The 19,616-nt window shown below is 69.6% G+C and carries 17 protein-coding genes; 9 read left to right on the top strand and 8 right to left on the bottom strand.

The window, feature by feature from the left end:
• Positions 1-18 precede the first annotated feature (18 nt).
• The 9 genes from EP757_RS19725 (at position 19) to EP757_RS19770 (ending at position 10,324) form a co-directional block, all read left to right on the top strand.
• A complete protein-coding gene (locus EP757_RS19725) occupies positions 19-1,224 on the top strand; it encodes a hypothetical protein (RefSeq protein ID WP_127548118.1) in 1,206 nt (401 codons plus the stop codon).
• A gap of 54 nt (positions 1,225-1,278) precedes the next feature.
• Positions 1,279-3,540, top strand: a complete 2,262-nt coding sequence (locus EP757_RS19730; protein ID WP_127548120.1) for an FdhF/YdeP family oxidoreductase — start codon at positions 1,279-1,281, stop codon at positions 3,538-3,540.
• A gap of 98 nt (positions 3,541-3,638) precedes the next feature.
• Positions 3,639-4,652, top strand: coding sequence for an ABC transporter substrate-binding protein (locus EP757_RS19735; RefSeq protein WP_127548122.1), 1,014 nt, complete (start codon positions 3,639-3,641; stop codon positions 4,650-4,652).
• Between the two features lie 44 nt (positions 4,653-4,696).
• Positions 4,697-5,401 (top strand): ABC transporter permease, encoded by a 705-nt coding sequence (locus EP757_RS19740; protein WP_197725543.1) that lies wholly within the window; start codon positions 4,697-4,699, stop codon positions 5,399-5,401.
• Positions 5,394-6,131, top strand: a complete 738-nt coding sequence (locus EP757_RS19745; protein WP_127548126.1) for an ABC transporter ATP-binding protein — start codon at positions 5,394-5,396, stop codon at positions 6,129-6,131. The genes EP757_RS19740 and EP757_RS19745 overlap by 8 nt, the downstream gene beginning before the upstream one ends.
• Complete coding sequence (locus EP757_RS19750; protein WP_127548128.1) at positions 6,128-7,048, top strand: ABC transporter substrate-binding protein; 921 nt, start codon at positions 6,128-6,130, stop codon at positions 7,046-7,048. The genes EP757_RS19745 and EP757_RS19750 overlap by 4 nt, the downstream gene beginning before the upstream one ends.
• Positions 7,045-8,409, top strand: a complete 1,365-nt coding sequence (locus EP757_RS19755; protein WP_197725544.1) for a TIGR03618 family F420-dependent PPOX class oxidoreductase — start codon at positions 7,045-7,047, stop codon at positions 8,407-8,409. The genes EP757_RS19750 and EP757_RS19755 overlap by 4 nt, the downstream gene beginning before the upstream one ends.
• A complete protein-coding gene (locus EP757_RS19765) occupies positions 8,409-8,966 on the top strand; it encodes a dephospho-CoA kinase (protein WP_127548129.1) in 558 nt (185 codons plus the stop codon). Before EP757_RS19755 ends, EP757_RS19765 begins: the two co-directional genes overlap by 1 nt.
• 2 nt (positions 8,967-8,968) lie before the next feature.
• The gene (locus EP757_RS19770; RefSeq protein ID WP_127548131.1) at positions 8,969-10,324 is read left to right on the top strand and encodes an LLM class flavin-dependent oxidoreductase; all 1,356 of its coding nucleotides are present in this window, start codon (positions 8,969-8,971) and stop codon (positions 10,322-10,324) included.
• Positions 10,325-10,379: 55 nt separating this feature from the next.
• Here the strand turns inward: EP757_RS19770 and EP757_RS19775 are convergent, their stop codons facing one another.
• The 8 genes from EP757_RS19775 to EP757_RS19810 all read right to left on the bottom strand — a co-directional run bounded on the left by EP757_RS19775 (position 10,380) and on the right by EP757_RS19810 (position 19,508).
• Positions 10,380-11,312: a 1-phosphofructokinase family hexose kinase gene (locus EP757_RS19775; RefSeq protein WP_232050580.1), complete on the bottom strand. Its 933-nt coding sequence runs from the start codon at positions 11,310-11,312 to the stop codon at positions 10,380-10,382.
• Between the two features lie 28 nt (positions 11,313-11,340).
• On the bottom strand, positions 11,341-12,141 hold the full coding sequence (locus EP757_RS19780; protein ID WP_127548133.1) for a carbohydrate ABC transporter permease: 801 nt from the start codon (positions 12,139-12,141) through the stop codon (positions 11,341-11,343).
• Entirely contained in the window at positions 12,138-13,004 is an 867-nt protein-coding gene (locus tag EP757_RS19785) for a carbohydrate ABC transporter permease (protein WP_127548135.1), read from the bottom strand. The genes EP757_RS19780 and EP757_RS19785 overlap by 4 nt, the downstream gene beginning before the upstream one ends.
• Entirely contained in the window at positions 13,001-14,239 is a 1,239-nt protein-coding gene (locus EP757_RS19790) for an ABC transporter substrate-binding protein (RefSeq protein WP_127548137.1), read from the bottom strand. Before EP757_RS19790 ends, EP757_RS19785 begins: the two co-directional genes overlap by 4 nt.
• Positions 14,236-15,339, bottom strand: coding sequence for an LLM class flavin-dependent oxidoreductase (locus EP757_RS19795; protein WP_127548139.1), 1,104 nt, complete (start codon positions 15,337-15,339; stop codon positions 14,236-14,238). The genes EP757_RS19790 and EP757_RS19795 overlap by 4 nt, the downstream gene beginning before the upstream one ends.
• 62 nt (positions 15,340-15,401) lie before the next feature.
• Complete coding sequence (locus tag EP757_RS19800) at positions 15,402-17,555, bottom strand: ATP-binding protein (RefSeq protein ID WP_232050581.1); 2,154 nt, start codon at positions 17,553-17,555, stop codon at positions 15,402-15,404.
• 46 nt (positions 17,556-17,601) lie between these two features.
• On the bottom strand, positions 17,602-18,036 hold the full coding sequence (locus EP757_RS19805) for a PleD family two-component system response regulator (RefSeq protein ID WP_127548141.1): 435 nt from the start codon (positions 18,034-18,036) through the stop codon (positions 17,602-17,604).
• A 113-nt stretch (positions 18,037-18,149) separates the two neighbouring features.
• On the bottom strand, positions 18,150-19,508 hold the full coding sequence (locus tag EP757_RS19810; protein WP_174262419.1) for an NAD(P)/FAD-dependent oxidoreductase: 1,359 nt from the start codon (positions 19,506-19,508) through the stop codon (positions 18,150-18,152).
• Positions 19,509-19,616 lie beyond the last annotated feature (108 nt).

Genomic DNA, 19,616 nt, shown 5'->3' on the forward strand with positions numbered 1-19,616 from the left:
ACAGGCTACCGTGCACCAATGGGATTGCTGGATCGGTTCGCCGGGTCACCGCAGCGCCGCTTCGCCCAGCTCGCCCTCCGGGTTGCCCGCGCGACGCCGGGGGTGGAACGCGCGGATTACCGCGCCGACGAGTTCGCCATCGCGATCCATCGTGCCGGTGGCGGCGGTCCGGCCCATCTCTACCTTTCCAACGTCTTCCGGGAGACGGCAGACGCCACCCCGGCGGAACGCCGGGAGCGCCTGGAGCGTCTGGTCCGGCTCATGGCCGCGCCGCCGGCCGAGGACACCTGGGAGACGGTACGAGGAAAGCTCCGCCCGGTCGTCCGCCCTGTCACGTTCGGGGCCGCCGGACCGGTCGGCATGCGGCCGCCGCTGTCCCGCCCGGCGATGCCCTTCCTCCGCGAGCTGGTCGTCATCGACGCGCCGGACGCGATGGCCTACGTCATCCCGGACCGGCTCGACGAGTGGGGCGTCACCGCCGACGACGTCTTCGCGGCGGCCCGGGAGAACCTGGCCGAGCTGGCCCGCCGATCGCTGAGCCGCCCGTGGCCGTCCGGGCCCAGCCTGATCCGGATGCTCGACGACGGCGACGGCTACTTCACGTCGCTGCTGCTCAGCCCCGGCTGGCTGGCCGACGTCAGCGAGCGGATGGGCACCCCGGTGCTGGCGTTCGCCCCGGACAACAACACGCTGCTGCTCAGCCCGCTGCCGGAGAACGAGGCCGACCAGCTCTACGCCGTCGTGGAGCGGAGCTTCCAGGAGGCGGTGCGCTATCTGTCGCCGGTCGGGTACGTCGCCGGTTCCGCGGGAGCGGCAGTGCCGTACAAGCCGCCCGCCGGGCACCTGCACTACCTGCCGGCGCGCCGGGCCGACGCGGTGCTGGCCCTCACCGAGTACTCGAACCAGACCGACTGGCTGACCGAGCAGTACGAGAAGAACGGCGTGGACGTGCACGTCGGCAAGCTGATCGCGGTCGAGCCGCCGGACGGCGGGCCGGCCGAGACGATCGCCACCTGGGTCGAGGGGGTCAGCACGCTGCTGCCCCGGGCCGATTCGGTGGCGTTCGCCCGCCCGGAGTCCGGTGTGGAGTTCCGGGTGCCGTGGCGGCTGGTCGAGGAGCAGGCCGGGCTGAACCCGGAACCGCTGCTCGCGCCGGCCCGCTACCGGGTCGAGGACTGGCCGGCCGCTGCGGTGCTGAGCAGCCTGCGGGAGAGCGAAATCTAACGTTCCCCGACGGCGGATTGTCGGCGGGATCTCCGGCCGCGCAGACTGTCGCGTATGACGGACGAGGACGCCGGGATACGGATCGGAACGCCGGCGGATCACGCCGCAGGCCTCGAGGCGGTCCGGCTCAGCCTGACGAACGCCGTACAGAGGATGGGTGTGCGCAAGACGGTGCGCAACCTGCGCACGCTGAATCAGCACGACGGCTTCGACTGCATGAGCTGTGCCTGGCCGGATCCGCAGGGACATCGGCACGTGGCCGAGTTCTGTGAGAACGGGGCGAAGGCGGTCTCCTGGGAGGGCGACCGGCGGACCGCGGGGCCGGAGTTCTTCGCGGCGCACCCGATCGGGTTCCTCGCCGGGCAGACCGATCACTGGTTGGAGAAGCAGGGCCGGCTCACGCATCCGATGGTCCGCCGCGAGGGTTCGGACCACTATGAGCCGATCTCGTGGGATGACGCGTTCGCACTGGTCGGCGCTCATCTGAACGATCTGGGAAGCCCGGACGAGGCGGCCTTCTACACGTCGGGCCGGGCCAGCAACGAGGCCGCGTTCGTCTATCAGCTCTTCGCCCGCGCGTTCGGCACCAACAACCTGCCGGACTGCTCCAACATGTGCCACGAGTCGACCGGCACCGCGCTGATGCGCACGATCGGGGTCGGGAAGGGCTCGGTCACCCTGGAGGACCTGCACCAGGCCGACCTCATCGTGGTCTCCGGGCAGAACCCGGGCACCAACCATCCGCGGATGCTGACCGCCCTGGAGATCGCGAAGCGGGACGGCGCGAAGATCCTCGCGATCAACCCGCTGCCCGAGGCGGGCCTCAAGCGTTTCGACAATCCGCAGAAGGCGCGCGGCCTGGTCGGGAACGGTACGGCGCTCGCGGACAGGTTGCTGCGGATCCGGTCCAACGGCGATCTGGCGTTGTGGCAGGCGATCGGTCATCTGCTCCTTCGCCGGGGCATCGCCGACCACGACTTCATCGCTGCGAAGACGGTCGGCTTCGAAGCCTGGGCCGAGCACCTCTCCACGATCGACAAGACGGCGGTGGAGGCGGCCACCGGCTTGACCTGGTCCGAGATCGAAGAAGCGGCCGACATGCTGGCGAACGCGAAGCGGATCGTCCACTGCTGGGCGATGGGAATTACGCAACATCGGAACGCGGTCGCCACGATCAAGGAGTTCGTCAACGTCGCGCTGCTCCAGGGGATGATCGGCAAGCCGGGGGCGGGACTCTGCCCGGTACGCGGGCACTCCAACGTGCAGGGCGATCGCAGCATGGGGATCTGGGAGAAGCCGCCGGCGCTCTTCCTGGACCGGCTGCGGGACGAGTTCGGTTTCGAGCCGCCGCGCGATCACGGGCACGATGCGGTGGACACGGTCAAGGCGTTCCGGGACGGGCGGGCGTCGGTCTTCGTGGCGCTCGGCGGCAACTTCGTCGGGGCGATGTCGGACACCGCCGTCACCGCCGCCGCCATGCGCGGTGCGGCGCTGACCGTGCAGATCTCCACGAAACTGAACCGCAGCCACGTGGAGGCCGGGCGTACCGCGCTGATCCTGCCGACGCTGGGCCGGACCGAGCGGGACCACACCGGCGGCCGGGAGCAGCGGATCACCGTGGAGGACTCGATGTCCGCGGTGCACGCGTCCCGGGGCCGGTCGGCGCCGGCCGGGCCGCTGCTGCGCTCGGAGGTGGACATCCTCTGCGGGATCGCGGCGGCGACGCTCGGCGATCGTCACGACATCCCGTGGGCGGAGTTCGCGTCGGACTACGAGGAGATCCGGGAGCGGATCGGCCGGGTGGTTCCGGGCTGCGACGGATACGCCACGAAGATCCGGGACGACGGCGGGTTCACCATGCCGCACCCGCCGCGCGATGCCCGGACGTTCCCGACACCGGAGGGGAAGGCGGTCTTCACCGTCAGCCCGCTGCAAGTGATGACCGTGCCGCCCGGCCGGCTGGTCCTGCAGACCCTGCGCAGCCACGACCAGTTCAACACCACGATCTACGGGCTGGACGACCGCTACCGGGGGATTCGCGCGGGCCGGCGGGTCGTCTTCATCAGCCGCGAGGACCTGGACGAACTCGGCTTCGCCGACGGCGCCGTGGTCGATCTCGTCTCCGAGTGGGACGACGGGGTGGAGCGCCGTGCCGACCGCTTCCGGCTCGTCGAGTACGACACTCCGAAGGGCTGCGTGGCCGCCTACTACCCGGAGACGAACCCCCTCGTCCCGCTCGATTCGCAAGCTGAGGAGAGCGGCACACCCACCTCCAAGTGGGTGATCGTCCGACTTATTCCTATGAATTCAGTCTGATATGTGGGATCAGTATGTAATGCCGGTCACTTAACACTGGTGAGTGATCGTTCACGTGCCTAGATTCCGTGCGGTATCCACCGCACGGAGAGATCCCCATGAGCATGCTGATAACGCGCCGCCGAGCGCTCGCCACCATTGCCGCCGCTTCGATGACGCTTGCCGCGGCTGCCTGCTCCGGCGGCGACGAGGAGAAGAGCGCAGACGGTCTCACCAAGGTGCAGGTCGCGCTCGACTGGACCCCCAACACCAACCACACCGGCCTGTACGTCGCGGCGGCCAAGGGCTTCTTCGCGAACCACGGGCTGGACGTCGAGATCGTCCAGCCCGGCGACGCCGACCCGTCGGCCCTGGTCGCCGCCGACAAGATCCCGTTCGCGATCAGCGCGCAGGAGTCGCTGACCCAGGCCCGGGCCGAGGGCGCGCCGCTCGTCTCGATCGCCGCGATCATCCAGCACAACACGTCCGGGTTCGCGTCGCCGAAGGACCGCAACCTGACCAAGCCGGCACAGTACGCCGGAAAGACGTACGGCGGCTGGGGTGGACCTCTCGAAGAGCCGCTGCTCAAGGCCGTGGTGACGAAGGACGGCGGTGACCCGTCGAAGATCAAGACGGTGAACGTCGGCGACGCGGACTTCTTCGCCGCGACGAAGAAGGGGATCGACTTCGAGTGGATCTTCTACGGCTGGACCGGCATCGAGGCCGAGCTGCGCGGTGAGCCGGTGAACATCCAGTACGTCAAGGACTACGACCCGGCGCTCGACTTCTACACGCCGATCCTGATCACCAACGAGAAGCAGATCGCCTCCAACTCGGCGGTGGTGAAGGAGTTCACCGCTGCCGTGTCCGAGGGATACACGTACGCCGCGAAGAACGCGTCCGAGTCGGCGGACATCCTGATCAAGGCGGCCCCCGACCTGGACGCCGAGCTGGTGAAGAAGAGCCAGGAGTGGCTGAGCCCGCGCTACCAGGACGACGCCGCCCGCTGGGGTGAGCAGAAGCCCGAGATCTGGACGGACTTCTCGGCCTGGCTCTACGACCAGAAGGTGCTCAGCAAGCAGGTCGACGCGGCGAAGGCGTACACGAACGACTTCCTGCCGCCGGCGCCGTGACACTCGTCCGCAGGTGGCTTCCGCCGGCGATCACCGTTGTCCTGGTGATCGCCGGGTGGCAGCTCTACACCACCGTCTCCGGCATCGACTCGTGGCTGCTGCCGAGCCCGAAGGACATCTGGGACGCGGCCGCCGACCAGCACACCGCGCTGCTCGAGCACACCCTCTCGACGGCGGAGCTGACCCTGTACGGCTTCACCGCCGGCGTGGCGACCGGCCTCTTCGTAGCGGTGGCGCTGCACCTGATCCCGGGCGTCCGGGCCGCGATCTACCCACTGCTGGTGATCAGCCAGAACGTGCCGACGATCGCGATCGCCCCGCTGCTCGTGGTCTGGCTCGGCTTCGGCATCGCCCCGAAACTCGTCGTGATCATCCTGGTCTGCTTCTTCCCGGTGGCGGTCGCGACACTCGACGGGCTCGGGCGCAGTGACGCTCTGATCGCCGACTACATGCTGATGAGCGGCGCGAACCGGCGGCAGCTCTTCACCAAGCTGCAGTGGCCGAACGCGCTGCCGGCGATGTTCTCCGGTCTGAAGATCGCGGCGACGTACAGCGTGCTCGGCGCGATCATCGCGGAGTGGCTCGGCAGCGACAAGGGCATCGGCCAGTACATGATCATCCAGAAGTCGGCGTTCCGGGCGGATCGGCTGTTCGTGGCGATCTTCATCGTGGTCCTGCTGGCTCTGGTCGTGTTCGGTCTCGTCGTGCTCCTGGAGAAGCTGACAGTGAAGGGGCGACGCCATGACTGAGGCACTCCGGGTTTCGCGACTCGATCACAGTTTCGGCGAGCTAGCCGTACTGAAAAGTCTGGATTTATCCGTACAGAAAGGGGAATTCGTCTCGGTCGTTGGTCCCTCGGGATCGGGCAAGAGCACGCTTTTCCATCTCATCGGCGGCGTCCACACCCCGACCGCCGGAACCATCGAGATCAATGGTGAGAAGGCGCGTCGCGGCCTGATCGGGTATATGCCACAGCAGCCGGCGCTGATGCCGTGGCGGACCATCGAACGCAATGTCGTGCTGGCCCAGGAGATAGCCGGAAAACCCGACATCACCCAGGCGCGGGAATGGCTCGGTCGCGTCGGACTTGACGGGTTCGCCAGGAAATATCCGCACCAGCTGTCCGGCGGGATGCAGCAACGCGTCGCCTTCCTGCGCGCCCTGCTGTCCGATAAGGAACTCCTCTGCCTCGACGAGCCGTTCAGCGCCCTCGACGCGATGACCCGGCTGGAGATGCACCGCTGGCTCCTGGACATCTGGGAGGCCGACCGGCGGGCCGTCCTCTTCGTGACCCACAACATCGAAGAGGCGCTGCTGCTCTCCGACACCGTCTACGTCTTCTCCCACCGCCCGGCCACGGTCCTCGAGAAGGTCACCGTGCCGTTCGGCCGTCCCCGCCGCGACGACGTGGTCGACGACCCCGACTTCGTGAAACTGCGCCGCCGCCTCACCGATCTGCTGACAGGTAGCCCCCGATGACACTCACCCACGTCCGCGTGATGCTCGAATACTTCCACCCGTGGACCAACGCGGCCGGCCTCTACGTCGCCAGCCGGGAGGGCTGGTACCGCGACGCCGGCCTGGACGTCGAGCTCACCGTCTTCGACCCGCAGCGCGGCGACACCCTGGAACACCTGGCCCGTGGCGAGGTGCACCTCGGCGTCTTCCCGACGAACCGGCTCCTGGTCCGCAGCGCCGCCGGTCAGCCGCTGCAGGCCGTCGCGTCGATCAACCACCGGGGCATGGAGACGATCCAGACCGTGGTGGGCCGCGGCATCGAGCGCCCGCGTGACCTGGCCGGCAAGCGGCTCGCGCTGAACCCGACCCCGCGCGGCATCGCGATGGTCCGTCATCTGGTGGCCGCCGACGGCGGCGATCCGGACGCGGTGATCCTCGTCGACTCCGGCTACCGCGAGCTGAGCGCCGACGACATCGCGGCCGGCGAGGTGGACGCGACGTTCGGCGGATACTGGGCCTGGGACGCGCTCTTCGCCCAGCTCCCCGGCTCGTCGCGGATCACCTGGCCGGTCGATGAGATCGGGGCGCCGCCGTACCACAGCTATCTGCTGGGTACTGGTCCGGCGGATCTCGCACCTTCCGCTCTGCAAGCGTTCCTGGCCGCCACCGAGCGCGGCTATCGGTCGGCTTCGGATGATCCTTCACGAGCTCTGGAGATCCTGGATCGCGTCATTCCGTACTTCCCGCGCGCGATCCTCGCCCGCTCCCTCGAACTGATCGCGCCGACCTGGTGGCACGGCGACCGCTGGGGCGAGATCCGCACCGAGCTGATGACGCCGTACACCGACTGGCTCATCGCCAACGACATCCTCCCGGCCACGTTCGACTGGCGGCAGGCCGTCGCGGCGTCCGCGCCGGTCGAGGCGCTGCCGCGATGACCGGCTTCCTGCTGGGTCCAGCCGATCTGGCGGTACGGGCGGAGCACGGTCCCGTGGTCGTCCTGGACGCCACGGTCACGCTGGCGAAACCCTCCCGCGACGGCGACCACGACTCCACCACGGGTCTAGCGGGCTGGCAGGAGGCGCACATCCCGGGCTCCCGGCACGCCGACCTCCTCCACGACCTGAGCGACCCGTCAGCCGGTTTCCACTTCGCCCGTCCCGCCGCTGGTGTGCTGGCCGCACGGCTGGCCGCGCTGGGCGTCCGCGACGGCGTCCCGGTGGTCGTCTACGACCGGGCCGGCGGTATCTGGGCGACCCGCTTGTGGTGGCTCCTCGACTGGATCGGGGTGGAGGCCTACGTCCTGGACGGCGGCCTCTCCGCGTGGCAGGCGGCGGGGATGGCGGTTGGGTTTGCGAGCGACATAAACGAAATATCGGATTTGTCGGGCGGGAGTGGGGCGCTGCCGGTCAGTGAAGGGCCGGTCAGTGAAGGGTCGGTTAGTGAAGGGCCGGTTAGTGAAGGGCCGGTTAGTGAAGGGCCGGTGCGTGAAGGGCCGGTGAGTGCTGGCTCGGTGCGTGAAGGGAGGTGGGTCGAGCGCGGGGACCTCGAGGCTTGGCTCGGTGGTGATGTGCGGGCGAGTGTGGTCTGTGCGCTTGATCCGGCGTCCTACTCCGGGGAGGTTCCCACTCGATACTCGCGTCGCGGGCACATTCCGGGCACCGGTAACGTGCCCGCGCGGTCGCTGCTCGACGCGGATGGGCGGTTCCTTCCGGCGGCCGAGCTGCGCGAGATCTTGGATCATCTGCTCGGTGACCCGGATCCGATCTGGGTGTACTGCGGTGGGGGGATCTCGGCTACGACGCTCGGGTTCGTGCTCCGGGAGTTGGGGCGCGAGGACGTCCGGATCTATGACGGCTCGCTCGAAGAGTGGTCGGCCGACCCCAGCCTGCCGCTCGAACTCGGGCACGGGCTGCTCGGGCCGGAGGTCCGCGAGCTGATCGACCGGCCGGAGTTCGGGGTGCTGTCGACCGCCGAGCCGGACGGGTCCGCTCAGCTTTCCGTCATGTGGGTGGGGCGGGACGGGGACGATCTGGTCATGGCCACGAGAACGGGACGGCGGAAGGTCCGCAACATCGCACGCGACCCGCGGGTCACCGTGCTGTTCCACGACCGGCGGAAGCCGGCCCGTTACGCCGAGGTGCGTGGCACCGCCCGGGTCACCGGCGAGGACGCGCACGCGCTCGTCGACGAGCTGGCCCGGCGCTACACCGGGGCCGCCCACGTCGTGACCGATCCGGCCGCCGAAGCCGATCGCGTGGTCGTGCGGATCACCCCGTCGAAGGTGCTGTACCGCTGATGAGCGACCACCTCCACGAAGCCGTCGACCGCGTCGTCGCCTGGACCGCCGGTCGGCAGCCGTCCGCCGGCGACCGGCGGGTACTGGCCGTCGAAGGCCGTTCCGGATCGGGCAAGACCACCCTGGCCCGGGCCGTCGCCGACCGGCTGCACGCGCCGATGATCCGGATGGACGACCTGTACGCCGGGTGGGACGGCCTCGGCAAGGGTGTCGAGGTCCTGCGCGACTGGGTTCTCGAACCTCTCGCTGACGGGCGGCCGGCGGTCTGGCGACGGTGGGATTGGGAAGCCGGGCGATATGCCGAGGAGCACCCGGTTCCGGACGCGGACTGGCTGGTCGTCGAAGGGGTGGGAGCCGGGGCCACGGTGCTCCGGCCGTACATCCGAGGTCTTGTCTGGCTGGAGAGCCCCGACGCCCTGCGCAAGCGACGCGCGCTGGCGCGGGATGGGGAGACCTATGCGCCGCACTGGCTGCGATGGGCGCGGCACGAGGACGCCTTCTATGCGTCCGAGAAGGTCCGGGAGAGTGCGGACCTGATGTTCTTCATCGAGGAGTAGCAATGCGATTCCACCTGAACGGGCTGCGGCAGTCCACCGTCGGGCACACGGCCATCGGGCTGTGGCGGCATCCGGACAGCCAAGCCCACCGATACCGCGATCTGTCGTACTGGGTGGAGACCGCGCAGATCCTGGAACGCGGCAAGTTCGACGCGCTCTTCGTCGCCGACGCGCTCGGGCCGCTCGACGTCTACCAGGGCAGCGTCGACGCCGCACTGCGCGACGGCATCCAGACGCCGACCGACGATCCACTGCTGCCGATCAGCGCGATGGCCGCCGCGACCCGCAATCTGGGCTTCTCGGTCACGGTCTCCTCGACGTACGAACTCCCCTACGCGTTCGCCCGCAAGATGACCACCCTGGATCACCTGACCGGCGGGCGCATCGGCTGGAACATCGTGACGTCCGCCCTGGACAGCGCGGCTCGGAACCTCGGCCTGACCAGGCAGCTCGCGCACGACGAACGGTACGCCAAGGCCGAGGAGTTCATGGAGGTCGTCTACAAGCTGTGGGAGGGGTCGTGGGCGGACGACGCGGTGGTCCGCTCGGGTGATCTGTTCGTGGATCCGTCGCGGGTACGCCCGATCGCGCATTCCGGGACTTATTACGATGTTCCCGGAATAGCCCTGTCGGAACCCGGTGTGCTGCGGACGCCGGTGCTCTATCAGGCCGGGACCTCTCCGGTCGGCCGGGCCTTCGCGGGGCGGCACGCCGAGGGAGTGTTCCTCTCGGCCTATCTGCCGTCGATGGCGCGGACCCTGGTGGACGGCGTGCGGTCGTCGGCCATGGCGGCCGGCCGTGACCCGTCGTCGGTGAAGTTCTTCGCGATCGCCACCGTCATCGTCGCCCCGACCGATGCCGAAGCGCAGGCGAAGCTGGCCGACTACCAGCGTCATGCCAGCGTCGAGGGTGCGCTGGCCCGGTGGAGTGCGCTCATGCACATCGACCTGTCGGCACTCGACCTGGACAAGCCGCTGGAATACGTGGAGACCGACGGTATCCGCGGCATGGTCGAACTGTTCACGACGCTGGACCCCTCACGCACGTGGACGCCGCGCGCCATCGCCGAGTTCGTGGGCGTCGGCGGTGGCGGACCGGTGATCGTCGGCAGCCCGGCCACCGTCGCTGACGAGCTGGAGAGGTGGGCCGACGAGTCCGGTGTGGACGGGTTCAACATCGCCGACCCGGTGCCGCCCGTCACCTTCCACGATTTCGTGGAGCTGGCCGTGCCGGAGTTGCAGAGGCGTGGCCTGACCCGGACCTCCTACGAGGGGTCGACACTGCGGGAATCCTTCTACGGCGCCGGGGTGAAGCGGGTGCGCGACGACCACCCGGCGGCTCGATACCGCTTTCGGTAGCTCTGCACCACTCACGCCCAGCGTCGCGAAGGCCGCAATGTGTCCTCCGTGGACGTCAGATGGGGGTGAGGCGTACCCGCTTGGTCAGCTCGGTGATCGCCTCCTTGCGCCCGGTGCCGAGGCCGTGCCGGGTGACGTTGAGGGCGCCGGCCGCGGCGCCGGTCCGCACCGCTTCGTGGATCTTGCCGCCGCGGGCGAGGACGGTGGCCACCCCGGCGGTCATCGAGTCGCCGGCGCCGCGATGGTCGACCACCTGCAGGGCGGGCAACTCCACGAGCAGCGGCTCCTCGTCGTCGATGAGGGCGACGCCGGGCTGGTCGGCCCGGCTGATCAGCACTGATCCGGCACCCTGCTTGCGCAGGTCCCGGCCGGTGTCGACGAGTTCTTCGACGCTGTCGCCGGTGGCCCGGCCGGCGGCGATCAGCTCCTCGTGGCTGACCTTGAGGAAGTCGACGCCGCCTTCGAGCACGGCGGTCAGGTGGTCGCCGGACAGGTCGGCGACGACGGTTCCACCGTTGGCGCCCAGGTCGGCGGCGAGCCGGCGGTACACCTCGGGGGCGACCACCTCGGGTGCCGCCGGGCCGCTCAGGATGCTGACCCGGGCGCTCATCCCGGCGGCCAGCGCGGTGCTGTAGAGCTCGTCGATGTCGTGCCGTCCGAGCGGTTCGCCGGCGTGGTCGGCCACCTCGTCGCGTGTCCCGTCACGGCGGTCGTGGACGTACCATCCGCTGCCGGATGAGCGGCGCACCGCCCGTACCTCGATCTGCTCGCCTTGCAGCAGGAGTGAGATGACCTCGCCGATCTCACCTCCCACGGCGGCGCAGAGGGTGACCGACGCGCCCAGGCCCGCGCACATCCGGGCTTGCCAGATTCCCTGGCCCCCGGGATGGACGTGCAACTCGGGTTCGTCGGACTGCTTTTCGATCGTCACTGTCAGCAGCGGCACCGGTGCGAAGACCATGATCGTGCCGGATTCGTCGGCAGGCATCACGGGGCTCTACCCCTTTTGCGCCGGTTCAACCCTTCACGGCGCCGGCTGTGATGCCCGCCACGAAATGCCGTTGCAGGAGCGCGTAGGCCAGAACCATGGGTAGGGAGGCGATCACCACACCCGTGAAGAGCAGCGGATACTCGGTGAGATATTCGCCCTGGAAGTCCAAAAGCGCCAGTGGAAGCGTCCGTTTGCCCGGATCGTCGATGAAGAGCAGCGGATAGAGCAGGTCGTTCCAGTGCATCACGATCAGGAAGATCGCGGTGGCGGCCAGCGAGGGGTAGGAGACCGGTACCGCGATCCGGCGGTAACAGGCCCACGGACCCGCGCCGTCGAGCTCGGCGGCCTCGTAGAGCTCGGCCGGCAACGTCCGCATGAAGCCGGCCAGGATGAAGACCGCGACCGGCAGCGTCACCACGATGTTGACCAGGATCAGGCCGGACAGGCTGTTGCGCAGGCCGAGCCGGTCGAACTGCACGTACTGCGGGATCATGACGGCCTGCGCCGGGATCGCCAGACCGATCGCGAAGATCCCGAAGAGGATCCGGGAGGGCCAGCGGGGCAGCCGGGCCACCGCGAACGCCACCAGGCTTCCCAGGAAGAGCGTCATCGGTACGGAGAAAGCGACCACTGTCAGGCTGTTCCCCAGAACCCGCGGCATGTCCTGGTCGGCGAGGACGGTGACGTAGTTGTCGAGGGTCGGATCCGCCGGCAGCCCGAACGGCGACGCGAACAGCTCCGGCGTCGTCTTGAAGGTGCCGCCGACGATCACCACGAGCGGCACCACGATCAGCAGGGTGTAAACGGCTAGAACGGCTCTTCTCATCCGTGGGCCATCCTCGCGGCGCGATTCTGCAGGAACGTGACCGCCGCGATGGCGACCATGAAGACGACCGACTCGGCGGCGGCGTACCCGAGCTGCCCGTTCGCGAACGTCGTGTAGATCCGGGTGGAGAGCACGTCGAGCCCGGACCGCGGCGGGTTCCCGGCCAGACCCAGGATCAGATCGAAGGCCTTGAAGGACTGCAGGCTCGTGTACGCGATGACGAGCGCCGTGGCGGGAGCGACCATCGGCCATGTGACGTGCCGGAACTGCTGCCACCGGTTGGCGCCGTCGGTGCGGGCCGCCTCGTAGAGTTCCTCCGGGATCTGGTTGATCCCGGCGATGTAGATGACCATCATCTGCCCGGCGTGGAACCACACCTGGGCCACCGCGACCCAGAAGATCGCGGTGCTCTCCTCACCGAGGTACGCCGACTGGAACCGATCCAGGCCGACCGCGCCGAGCAGGTTGTTCGCCAGGCCGAAGTTCGGGTCGTAGACGAACTTCCAGATGAAGGCGACCGAGACCGACGACAGCACGGTGGGCAGGAAGAAGAGTGCCCGCAGCGTCGTCGACGCCCGGCTGCGCGCGGCGAGCAGGACGGCGAGCAGCAGCGCCAGCGCGGTCTGACCGATCACCACGGCGAGCAGGAACTCGAGGTTGTTCGTGAGCGCATTGCGGAACAGGTCGTCGTTGCTCACGACGTCGGTCAGGTTGGCCAGGCCCACGTCGGTGAAGGACGGGCTGTACCCGTCCCAGTCGGTGGTGGCGTACCGCAGGCCCTGCACGGCGGGGAGCAGGAAGAATCCGCCGTACAGGGCCAGGGCTGGAACCGCGAAGAGGAGAAGCTGGAGACGGGACTTCATTTCTTCTGGTCGATGACCTTCTGCGCGGCCTCGGCGGCCTCCTCCGGGCTCTTGCCCCCGGCGACCTGGACGGTCGCGTTCTCCACGGCGCCCCGGATGTCGAGGTCGGTGAACTGGAAGCGCGGAGCGAGCGCGGTCTTCTTGGTCAGCCAGGGCGCGAGCGCCTTGAGGTCGGCGTTGGTGTACTCGACGCCCTTGACCGTGACGTGCTGGGACGTGCCGTTGGCGTACTCACCGGCCACCGCCGGGTCGGAGAGGTGCTCGATCCACGCGCGGGCGGCGTCCTGCTTGCTGGACTTGGCGTTCACGCCGAGGATGAACGTCGCGTTGAAGACGCCCTCGTACTCGGCCTTGTCCGCGGTCGTGGTGATCGGGGCGAGCAGGTCGACCGGGAAGGTCGCGCCGAGCTTGCGGACACCGGCGACCTGGAACGAGCCGGTGGCCAGGAGGCCGGCCTTGCCCTGGGCGAAGAGCGCGAGGGCCGCGTCGCTGCCGGTGCCGGTCGCGCCGGTCTGGAAGTAGGGCGCGAGCTGCTGGTACTGCTTCAGCACGGTGAGGAACCAGTCGTCGGTGACCTTGTACTCGCCGGTCTCGATCTTGCCGAGGGCGTCGTCGGCCGGCGCGTTGTTCACCACCATGACGTTGAGCAACTGGCCGGCGTTCGCGGCGTCGCCGCCGGGCCAGGCGATCGGCGTGACGCCCTGGCTCTTCAGCTTGTCGAGCAGGGCCAGGAAACCGTCCCAGTCCTTCGGCGCCTCGCCGAGGCCGGCCTTGCCGATCAGGTCGGTGTTCGCGAGCGGGGTGTTGAAGACCAGCTGGTACGGCACGCCGAGCTGCTTGCCGTCCAGCGCGCCCGCGGTGATCAGCGCCGGCTCGTACTTCTGCAGGAGGGCCTGCCCGGTGAGGTCGGTCCAGACGCCGGCCTCGGCGATGTCGAGGAACTGCGCGCCGCGGAACGCGGTGAACGCGTCGCCGACCGAGCCGCCGCGCAGCTTCTGCAGCGCGGTGCTCTGGTAGTCGTTCGAGGGGGAGATGTCCTGCTGGATCTTCGCCCCGGTGTATCCGGCGATGATCTTCTCGAAGACCTCCTTGTCCTCGGCGCGCCAGTGGGCGAAGGAGAGGGTGCCCGACTCGCTCGATTCGTCCGGGGAGTCCCCGCCCGGCCCGGCGCAGGCGGCGAGCAGCGATGCGGCCCCGGCGCCGGTGGCGAGGCGAAGCAGATCACGACGGTTCATTCGTTCGCTCCAGAAAGAAGATTGCGGCGGCGCAGCTCGGGGATGAGCCCTTCGCCGGCGTGGTAGGCCTCCTCCAGGTGGGGATAACCGGAGAGGATGAACTCGTCGATGCCGAGCTCGTGGTACTCGGCGATCCGGTCGGCGACCTCGGTGTGGCTGCCGACCAGCGCGGTTCCAGCGCCCGGGCGGACCAGGCCGACGCCCGCCCAGAGGTTCGGGTAGATCTCGAGCGCGTCGAGCCTGCCGCCGTGCAGGTCGAGCATCCGCTGCTGACCGACCGAGTCGGCCTGGCGCAGCGAGCTCTGCGCCTTCTCGATCTGTTCCGGGGTGAGGGCGTCGAGCAGTGAGTTCGCCACGGCCCACGCCTCCTCGGCGGTGTCGCGGGTGATCACGTGCAGGCGGATGCCGAAGCGGATCTCGCGGTCCGCGCGCTTCTTCACGAGAGCGATCTTCGACGCCACGGCAGCCGGCGGCTCACCCCAGGTCAGGTACACGTCGGTGTGCTCGGCCGCCACGTCGAGAGCGGCCGGTGACGATCCTCCGAAGTAGATCGGCGGCTGCTCGAACCGGCGCGGCGCGAAGGCGCCGGCGACCTGGTAGTGCTTGCCGTCGAAGTCGTACGGCCCGTTCCACGCGCCGCGCAGCACGCTGAGGAACTCGCCGGTCCGTGCGTACCGTTCGTCCTTGTCCAGCCAGTCGCCGAACCGCTGCTGCTCGGCCGCGTCGCTGCCGGTGACGATGTTGAGCATCAGCCGGCCGCCGGAGATCCGCTGGAAGGTCGCGGCCATCTGCGCGGCCAGGGTCGGCGACAGCGAGCCGGGCCGGAACGCGACGAGGAACTTCAGCGTGCTGGTGTGCTGGGCGATCGCGGCCGTGGTCAGCCAGGCGTCCTCGCACCAGGTGCCGGTCGGGGTGAGCACGCCGGTGAAGCCGTTGCGCTCGGCCGCCCGGGCGACGTCGACGAGGTAGTCGAGGCCGGGCTCGCGATAGGCCTTCTCCGAGGCGGAGGTGTGCGTGCTGTGACCACCGCGATCGTCGACGCCGACGATCGAGCGGCTGTCGCCGGTCGTGGGGAGGAACCAATGCAGTACCACGGGCATGGTCCGAGATATTGGCACAATGCCTATAGAGAAACCAGGTTATCTAGAATATGTGCACGTGATCACACAACCCCCACAAGCGTCGATGTCGTCTGACCTGCGGCCGGAAGTGTGAAGGCGAATATCGTCCCGCCGCCGGGGTTCGGAGCCGCCTCGATGCGGCCGCCGTGCCGTTCCACGATCCGGCGGCAGATCGCCAGGCCGAGGCCGGTGCCGGGATGAGCCATGCCGTTGCTGGCTCGATGGAAGCTGTCGAAGACCAGGGCGTGCTCGCCGTCCGGGATGCCGATGCCGCGGTCGGCGACCTGCACCCGTACCTCGCCGTCCGGGCCGGTCCGGCCGGTGATGTCGATCCGCGGCGCCTGGCCGGGCGGGGTGTACTTGATCGCGTTGCCGACCAGGTTGTCGATCACCTGCCGGAGCAGCGCCGGGTCGGCCTGCACCGCGGGCAGCGACCCGACGAAGATGTCCGGCACCGGACCCGGGCCGTCCGGATGATCGGTACGGGTGGTCACCACCTCGTCGACCAGCGAGCGCAGGTTCACCTCGCCGAGACGCAGGGTGGCGTCCCGGGCCGCCGCGTAGTCGAGCAGTTCGGTGATCAGCTGCTGCATCCGCAGGGCGCCGCCGATCACCTTGTCGGCGCCGCGGCGGGCCTGCGCCACGGCGGGCGCGCCACCGCCGGCCTCCACCTCGTCCAGTGCGTCGATGATGAGCTCGGCGTAGCCGCGTACCGAGGTGAGAGGGGATTTGAGGTCGTGCGCCACCACCCCGGCGAAGCCGCGCAGCTCGGTCTCCACGTGCTTGCGCTCGGTGATGTCGTGGAAGACCGCGACGGCGCCGCGCTCACCGGAGGACGTCTCGATCGGCCGGGCCGACACGCTGATCACCCGGCCGTCCGGGTACGCCGGATGCCGGACGATCATCTCGACCCGATCGCTGTCCTCCCCGTGCAGCGCGCGGACCAGCGGCAGTTCGGCGGTGTCGAACGGGGTGACGCCGTCCAGCCGGTACAGGCCGTAGTGCTGCTGCCAGGACTCCACCCCGGCCTCCGGGTTGCCGTGGCCGAGCATCCGGATGGCCGCCGGGTTGTGCAGCAGGAACCGGCCGTCCGGACCGATCACGCCCACGCCGTCGCTGATGCCGTCCAGCACCGTGCCGAGCAGGTCGGCCTGGCGGCGGCTCGCGGCCTCGCCCGCCCGCAGCTCGGCGGTGGCGGCCCGGACCTGTACGCGGGCCCGGTCCCGGCCGGTCGCCAGCACCCAGACCAGCAGCGCCAGCAGGACGGTCAGCACCAGGCCGCCGGTGGCGACGGCCATCGGCATCGCGCTGCGGGCGCCGGGCAGACCCGCCGCGCTCGCGCTGACGTGCAGGGTCCAGCTCTTGTCCGCGACCGCGATCTGGATCGTACGGAAGAGGTCCCGCTCGCCCCCGTCAGCGGCGCCGACCGAGGCGACGGTGACCGGGCGGCGATCCGGGCCGTTCGCGGTGAGGGTGAGGTCGAGCAGGCCCTGACCGGCGTGCGCGAACGTGTCGCCCATGAAGTTCTGGCCGCGGACGCCGAGCACCACCCAGCCGAGGAAGCGCTGCCCGGAGCCCTGGTGGACCGGCGCGGTCAGGATGAACGAGTTCTGCCGCTGTGTGGCCGGCAGGCTCTGGTCGACGATCAGCTGGTAGGTGTCGGAGACCGCCGGGCGGCCGTCCCGGCGTGCCTCGGTGAGCGCGGCGGCCGACGCCGTGGCCTGCATGAGGTCGAGGCCGCCGACCGGGTTCGTTCCGTCGAGCGGGATGCCGGCGACCACGAAGGCGTGCTCGCCGGTGCCCTTCGGGCTCAGCTCGATGTCCGGGGACCCGAGCCGCCGCCATCGTCGCTGTACTTCGGCCACCTCGTCGTCCCGGGCCGGGATGACCAGCACGATCGAGGTGGCGCCGGCCAGCTTCATGGTTCGCATGGGCTGGACGACGGCCTTGTACTCGGTGGCGGTGAGCGTCTGCTGCGCGCCGGCTGCCGCCGCCGTGGTGCTCAGGACGTCCAGGTAGCGGCGGGTCTGTGTGCGGACCGACTCGGCCGCGGCGGAGGTACGCCGATCCATCTGCACCTCGGCTGCGGCGTCCTCGTGCTGCGCCAGCGCCGCGGCCACGGCCAGCGTGACGGCGCAGCCGACCACGGCCACCAGCGCGCTGAGGGCGGCGGCACCCGGTCGCTTCGGGCTCACACCCTGACTGTTCGGCCCGCACGCGCGGGTGCTGAGCCCCGGAGGGTCAGGGGTGGTGCGGCAGCAGCCAGCCGACCCGGCGGACCAGGTCGGCGGTGTTCAGCGGCTTCGGCAGGTACTCCTCGGCGCCGGAGACGAAGGCCAGGTCGATGTCGGTCTCGCTGGCGCAGCCACTCAGCATGATCACCGGGATCTCGGCGGTCGCCGGGTTGTCGTGCATCTGGTAACAGACGCTCAGGCCGTCCAGGCCCGGCATCACGATGTCGAGAACGACCAGATCCGGGCGGGCCTCGGTGACGAGGGTGAGCGCGGTACAGCCGTCCGCCGCGCAGACCGTCCGGTAACCGGCCATCTCCAGCTTGAAGCTGACCAGGTCACGGATGCCCTCGTCGTCGTCGGCGACCAGCACGGTCGGGACGCACGGCCCGGTCGTGGCGGTGGCGGGCGGAAGAGCGGCGAGGGAGTCGATGATGGCGGTCATGCTGCTCCGATCCTCAAGCGGAGGCGGCGCCGGAGCGCCGCCGAGGTGATCGGAGTCATCGGCGGGGGCGAGGCCCCCGCCAGGTAAACGATGGTTGCCGGACGGTTGCGGAATCAGACCGGAGTCTTCTCCTTCTCGCCGGCCTCAGCCGTGGCGTGCCGCACCGCGAGCCGGGCGTTGATCTGCTGGCTGGTGACCGCCCGCTCGGACCGGCTGCGGCCCAGGAAGGCGACCGCCCAGCGGACCAGCGAGCTCGCCCGGTTGCGGCCCTTCGGCAGATAGGCCCAGTGCACACCGAGCCAGAGCAGCCAGCCGAGCAGGCCACGCAGGTGCAGGCCACGCAGGTCGGCGACCGCGGAGAACCGGGACACCGTCGCGATGTTGCCCTTGTCGAAGTAGTGGAACGGCTTGCCCGCGGCCGATTTGCCGCGACTCTGCCCGGCCAGCCGGTCGCGGATGGTGCGGCCGGCGTACGCGCCGCCCTGGATGGAGACCTGGGCGACGCCGGGGAGCTTGCCCAGGCTCATCAGGTCGCCGAGCACGAAGATCTCCGGGTGGCCGGGGACGGTCAGGTCCGGGTTCACCTTGATCCGGCCGGACCGGTCGGTCTCGGCGCCGGTCGCGGCGGCGAGGCGGCGGGCCAGCGGGGCGGCCGCGACACCGGCGCTCCAGATCTTCGTCATGGCGTCGAGGCGCTCGGTCCCCGTAGCGGCCTGGAACTCGACGCCGGTCGCGTCCACGTCGACGACCCGCTTGCCGAGCCGGACGTCCACGCCGATCTTGCGGAGGTGCTTCTCGGCGGCGGCCGACGACTCGGGGGAGAAGGTCGGCAGCACCCGGTCGACCGCGTCGACCAGCACGATCCGGGCCTGGGCCGGGTCGATCCGGCGGTACTCGCCGGGCAGGGTGCGGCGGGCGATCTCGGCGATCTGGCCGGCCAGCTCCACGCCGGTCGGGCCGGCACCGACGATCACGAAGGTGAGCCAGCGGCGGGCCGCCTCGGGGTCGGTCGTGAGCTCGGCCATCTCGAAGGCGGTGAGGATCCGGGCGCGTAGCTCGACGGCGTCGTCGATGCTCTTGAGGCCGGGGGCGAACTCGGCGAACCGGTCGTTGCCGAAGTACGAGCCGGTGGTGCCGGCCGAGACGATCAGGGTGTCGTAGGGCACCTGGTACGGCACGCCGTCCGGCGCGGTCGCGGTGACGGTGTGCCCCTCGACGTCCACGTCGGTGACCCAGCCGAGCAGCACGTCGGTGTTGCGCTGGCCACGGAAGAGCTCGCGGACCGGGGTGGCGACCTCACCGGGGGAGAGCAGTCCGGTGGCGACCTGGTAGATCAGCGGCTCGAAGACGTGGTGGTTGGTTCCGTTGATCACTGTCACGTGGGCGTCCGCCCTGCGCAGCGCACGGGCCGCGTACTTGCCGGCGAATCCGGCTCCGACGATGACGACGCGGTGCTGTCCCTGCTCGGTCATCACTTCTCACGCTCCTCGGTTCCACTCCATAGAACCGCGGAAAGGGCGCCGGAAGTCCGTTACGCAGTGATGACGATGATCACCAGGGCCGTCTGTCACAAACCGGTT

Source organism: Actinoplanes sp. OR16 (assembly GCF_004001265.1).
Classification (GTDB): Bacteria; Actinomycetota; Actinomycetes; order Mycobacteriales; family Micromonosporaceae; genus Actinoplanes.

What these genes read in the sequence shown, in the direction of transcription:
- EP757_RS19780 (WP_127548133.1), bottom strand. Translation starts at nt 12,141, where the DNA reads ATGAGAAGAGCCGTTCTAGCCGTTTACACCCTGCTGATCGTGGTGCCG.
- EP757_RS19795 (WP_127548139.1), bottom strand. Translation starts at nt 15,339, where the DNA reads ATGCCCGTGGTACTGCATTGGTTCCTCCCCACGACCGGCGACAGCCGC.
- EP757_RS19775 (WP_232050580.1), bottom strand. Translation starts at nt 11,312, where the DNA reads ATGCCTGCCGACGAATCCGGCACGATCATGGTCTTCGCACCGGTGCCG.
- EP757_RS19805 (WP_127548141.1), bottom strand. Translation starts at nt 18,036, where the DNA reads ATGACCGCCATCATCGACTCCCTCGCCGCTCTTCCGCCCGCCACCGCC.
- EP757_RS19770 (WP_127548131.1), top strand. Translation starts at nt 8,969, where the DNA reads ATGCGATTCCACCTGAACGGGCTGCGGCAGTCCACCGTCGGGCACACG.
- EP757_RS19785 (WP_127548135.1), bottom strand. Translation starts at nt 13,004, where the DNA reads ATGAAGTCCCGTCTCCAGCTTCTCCTCTTCGCGGTTCCAGCCCTGGCC.
- EP757_RS19765 (WP_127548129.1), top strand. Translation starts at nt 8,409, where the DNA reads ATGAGCGACCACCTCCACGAAGCCGTCGACCGCGTCGTCGCCTGGACC.
- EP757_RS19735 (WP_127548122.1), top strand. Translation starts at nt 3,639, where the DNA reads ATGAGCATGCTGATAACGCGCCGCCGAGCGCTCGCCACCATTGCCGCC.
- EP757_RS19745 (WP_127548126.1), top strand. Translation starts at nt 5,394, where the DNA reads ATGACTGAGGCACTCCGGGTTTCGCGACTCGATCACAGTTTCGGCGAG.
- EP757_RS19730 (WP_127548120.1), top strand. Translation starts at nt 1,279, where the DNA reads ATGACGGACGAGGACGCCGGGATACGGATCGGAACGCCGGCGGATCAC.
- EP757_RS19750 (WP_127548128.1), top strand. Translation starts at nt 6,128, where the DNA reads ATGACACTCACCCACGTCCGCGTGATGCTCGAATACTTCCACCCGTGG.
- EP757_RS19755 (WP_197725544.1), top strand. Translation starts at nt 7,045, where the DNA reads ATGACCGGCTTCCTGCTGGGTCCAGCCGATCTGGCGGTACGGGCGGAG.
- EP757_RS19810 (WP_174262419.1), bottom strand. Translation starts at nt 19,508, where the DNA reads ATGACCGAGCAGGGACAGCACCGCGTCGTCATCGTCGGAGCCGGATTC.
- EP757_RS19725 (WP_127548118.1), top strand. Translation starts at nt 19, where the DNA reads ATGGGATTGCTGGATCGGTTCGCCGGGTCACCGCAGCGCCGCTTCGCC.
- EP757_RS19790 (WP_127548137.1), bottom strand. Translation starts at nt 14,239, where the DNA reads ATGAACCGTCGTGATCTGCTTCGCCTCGCCACCGGCGCCGGGGCCGCA.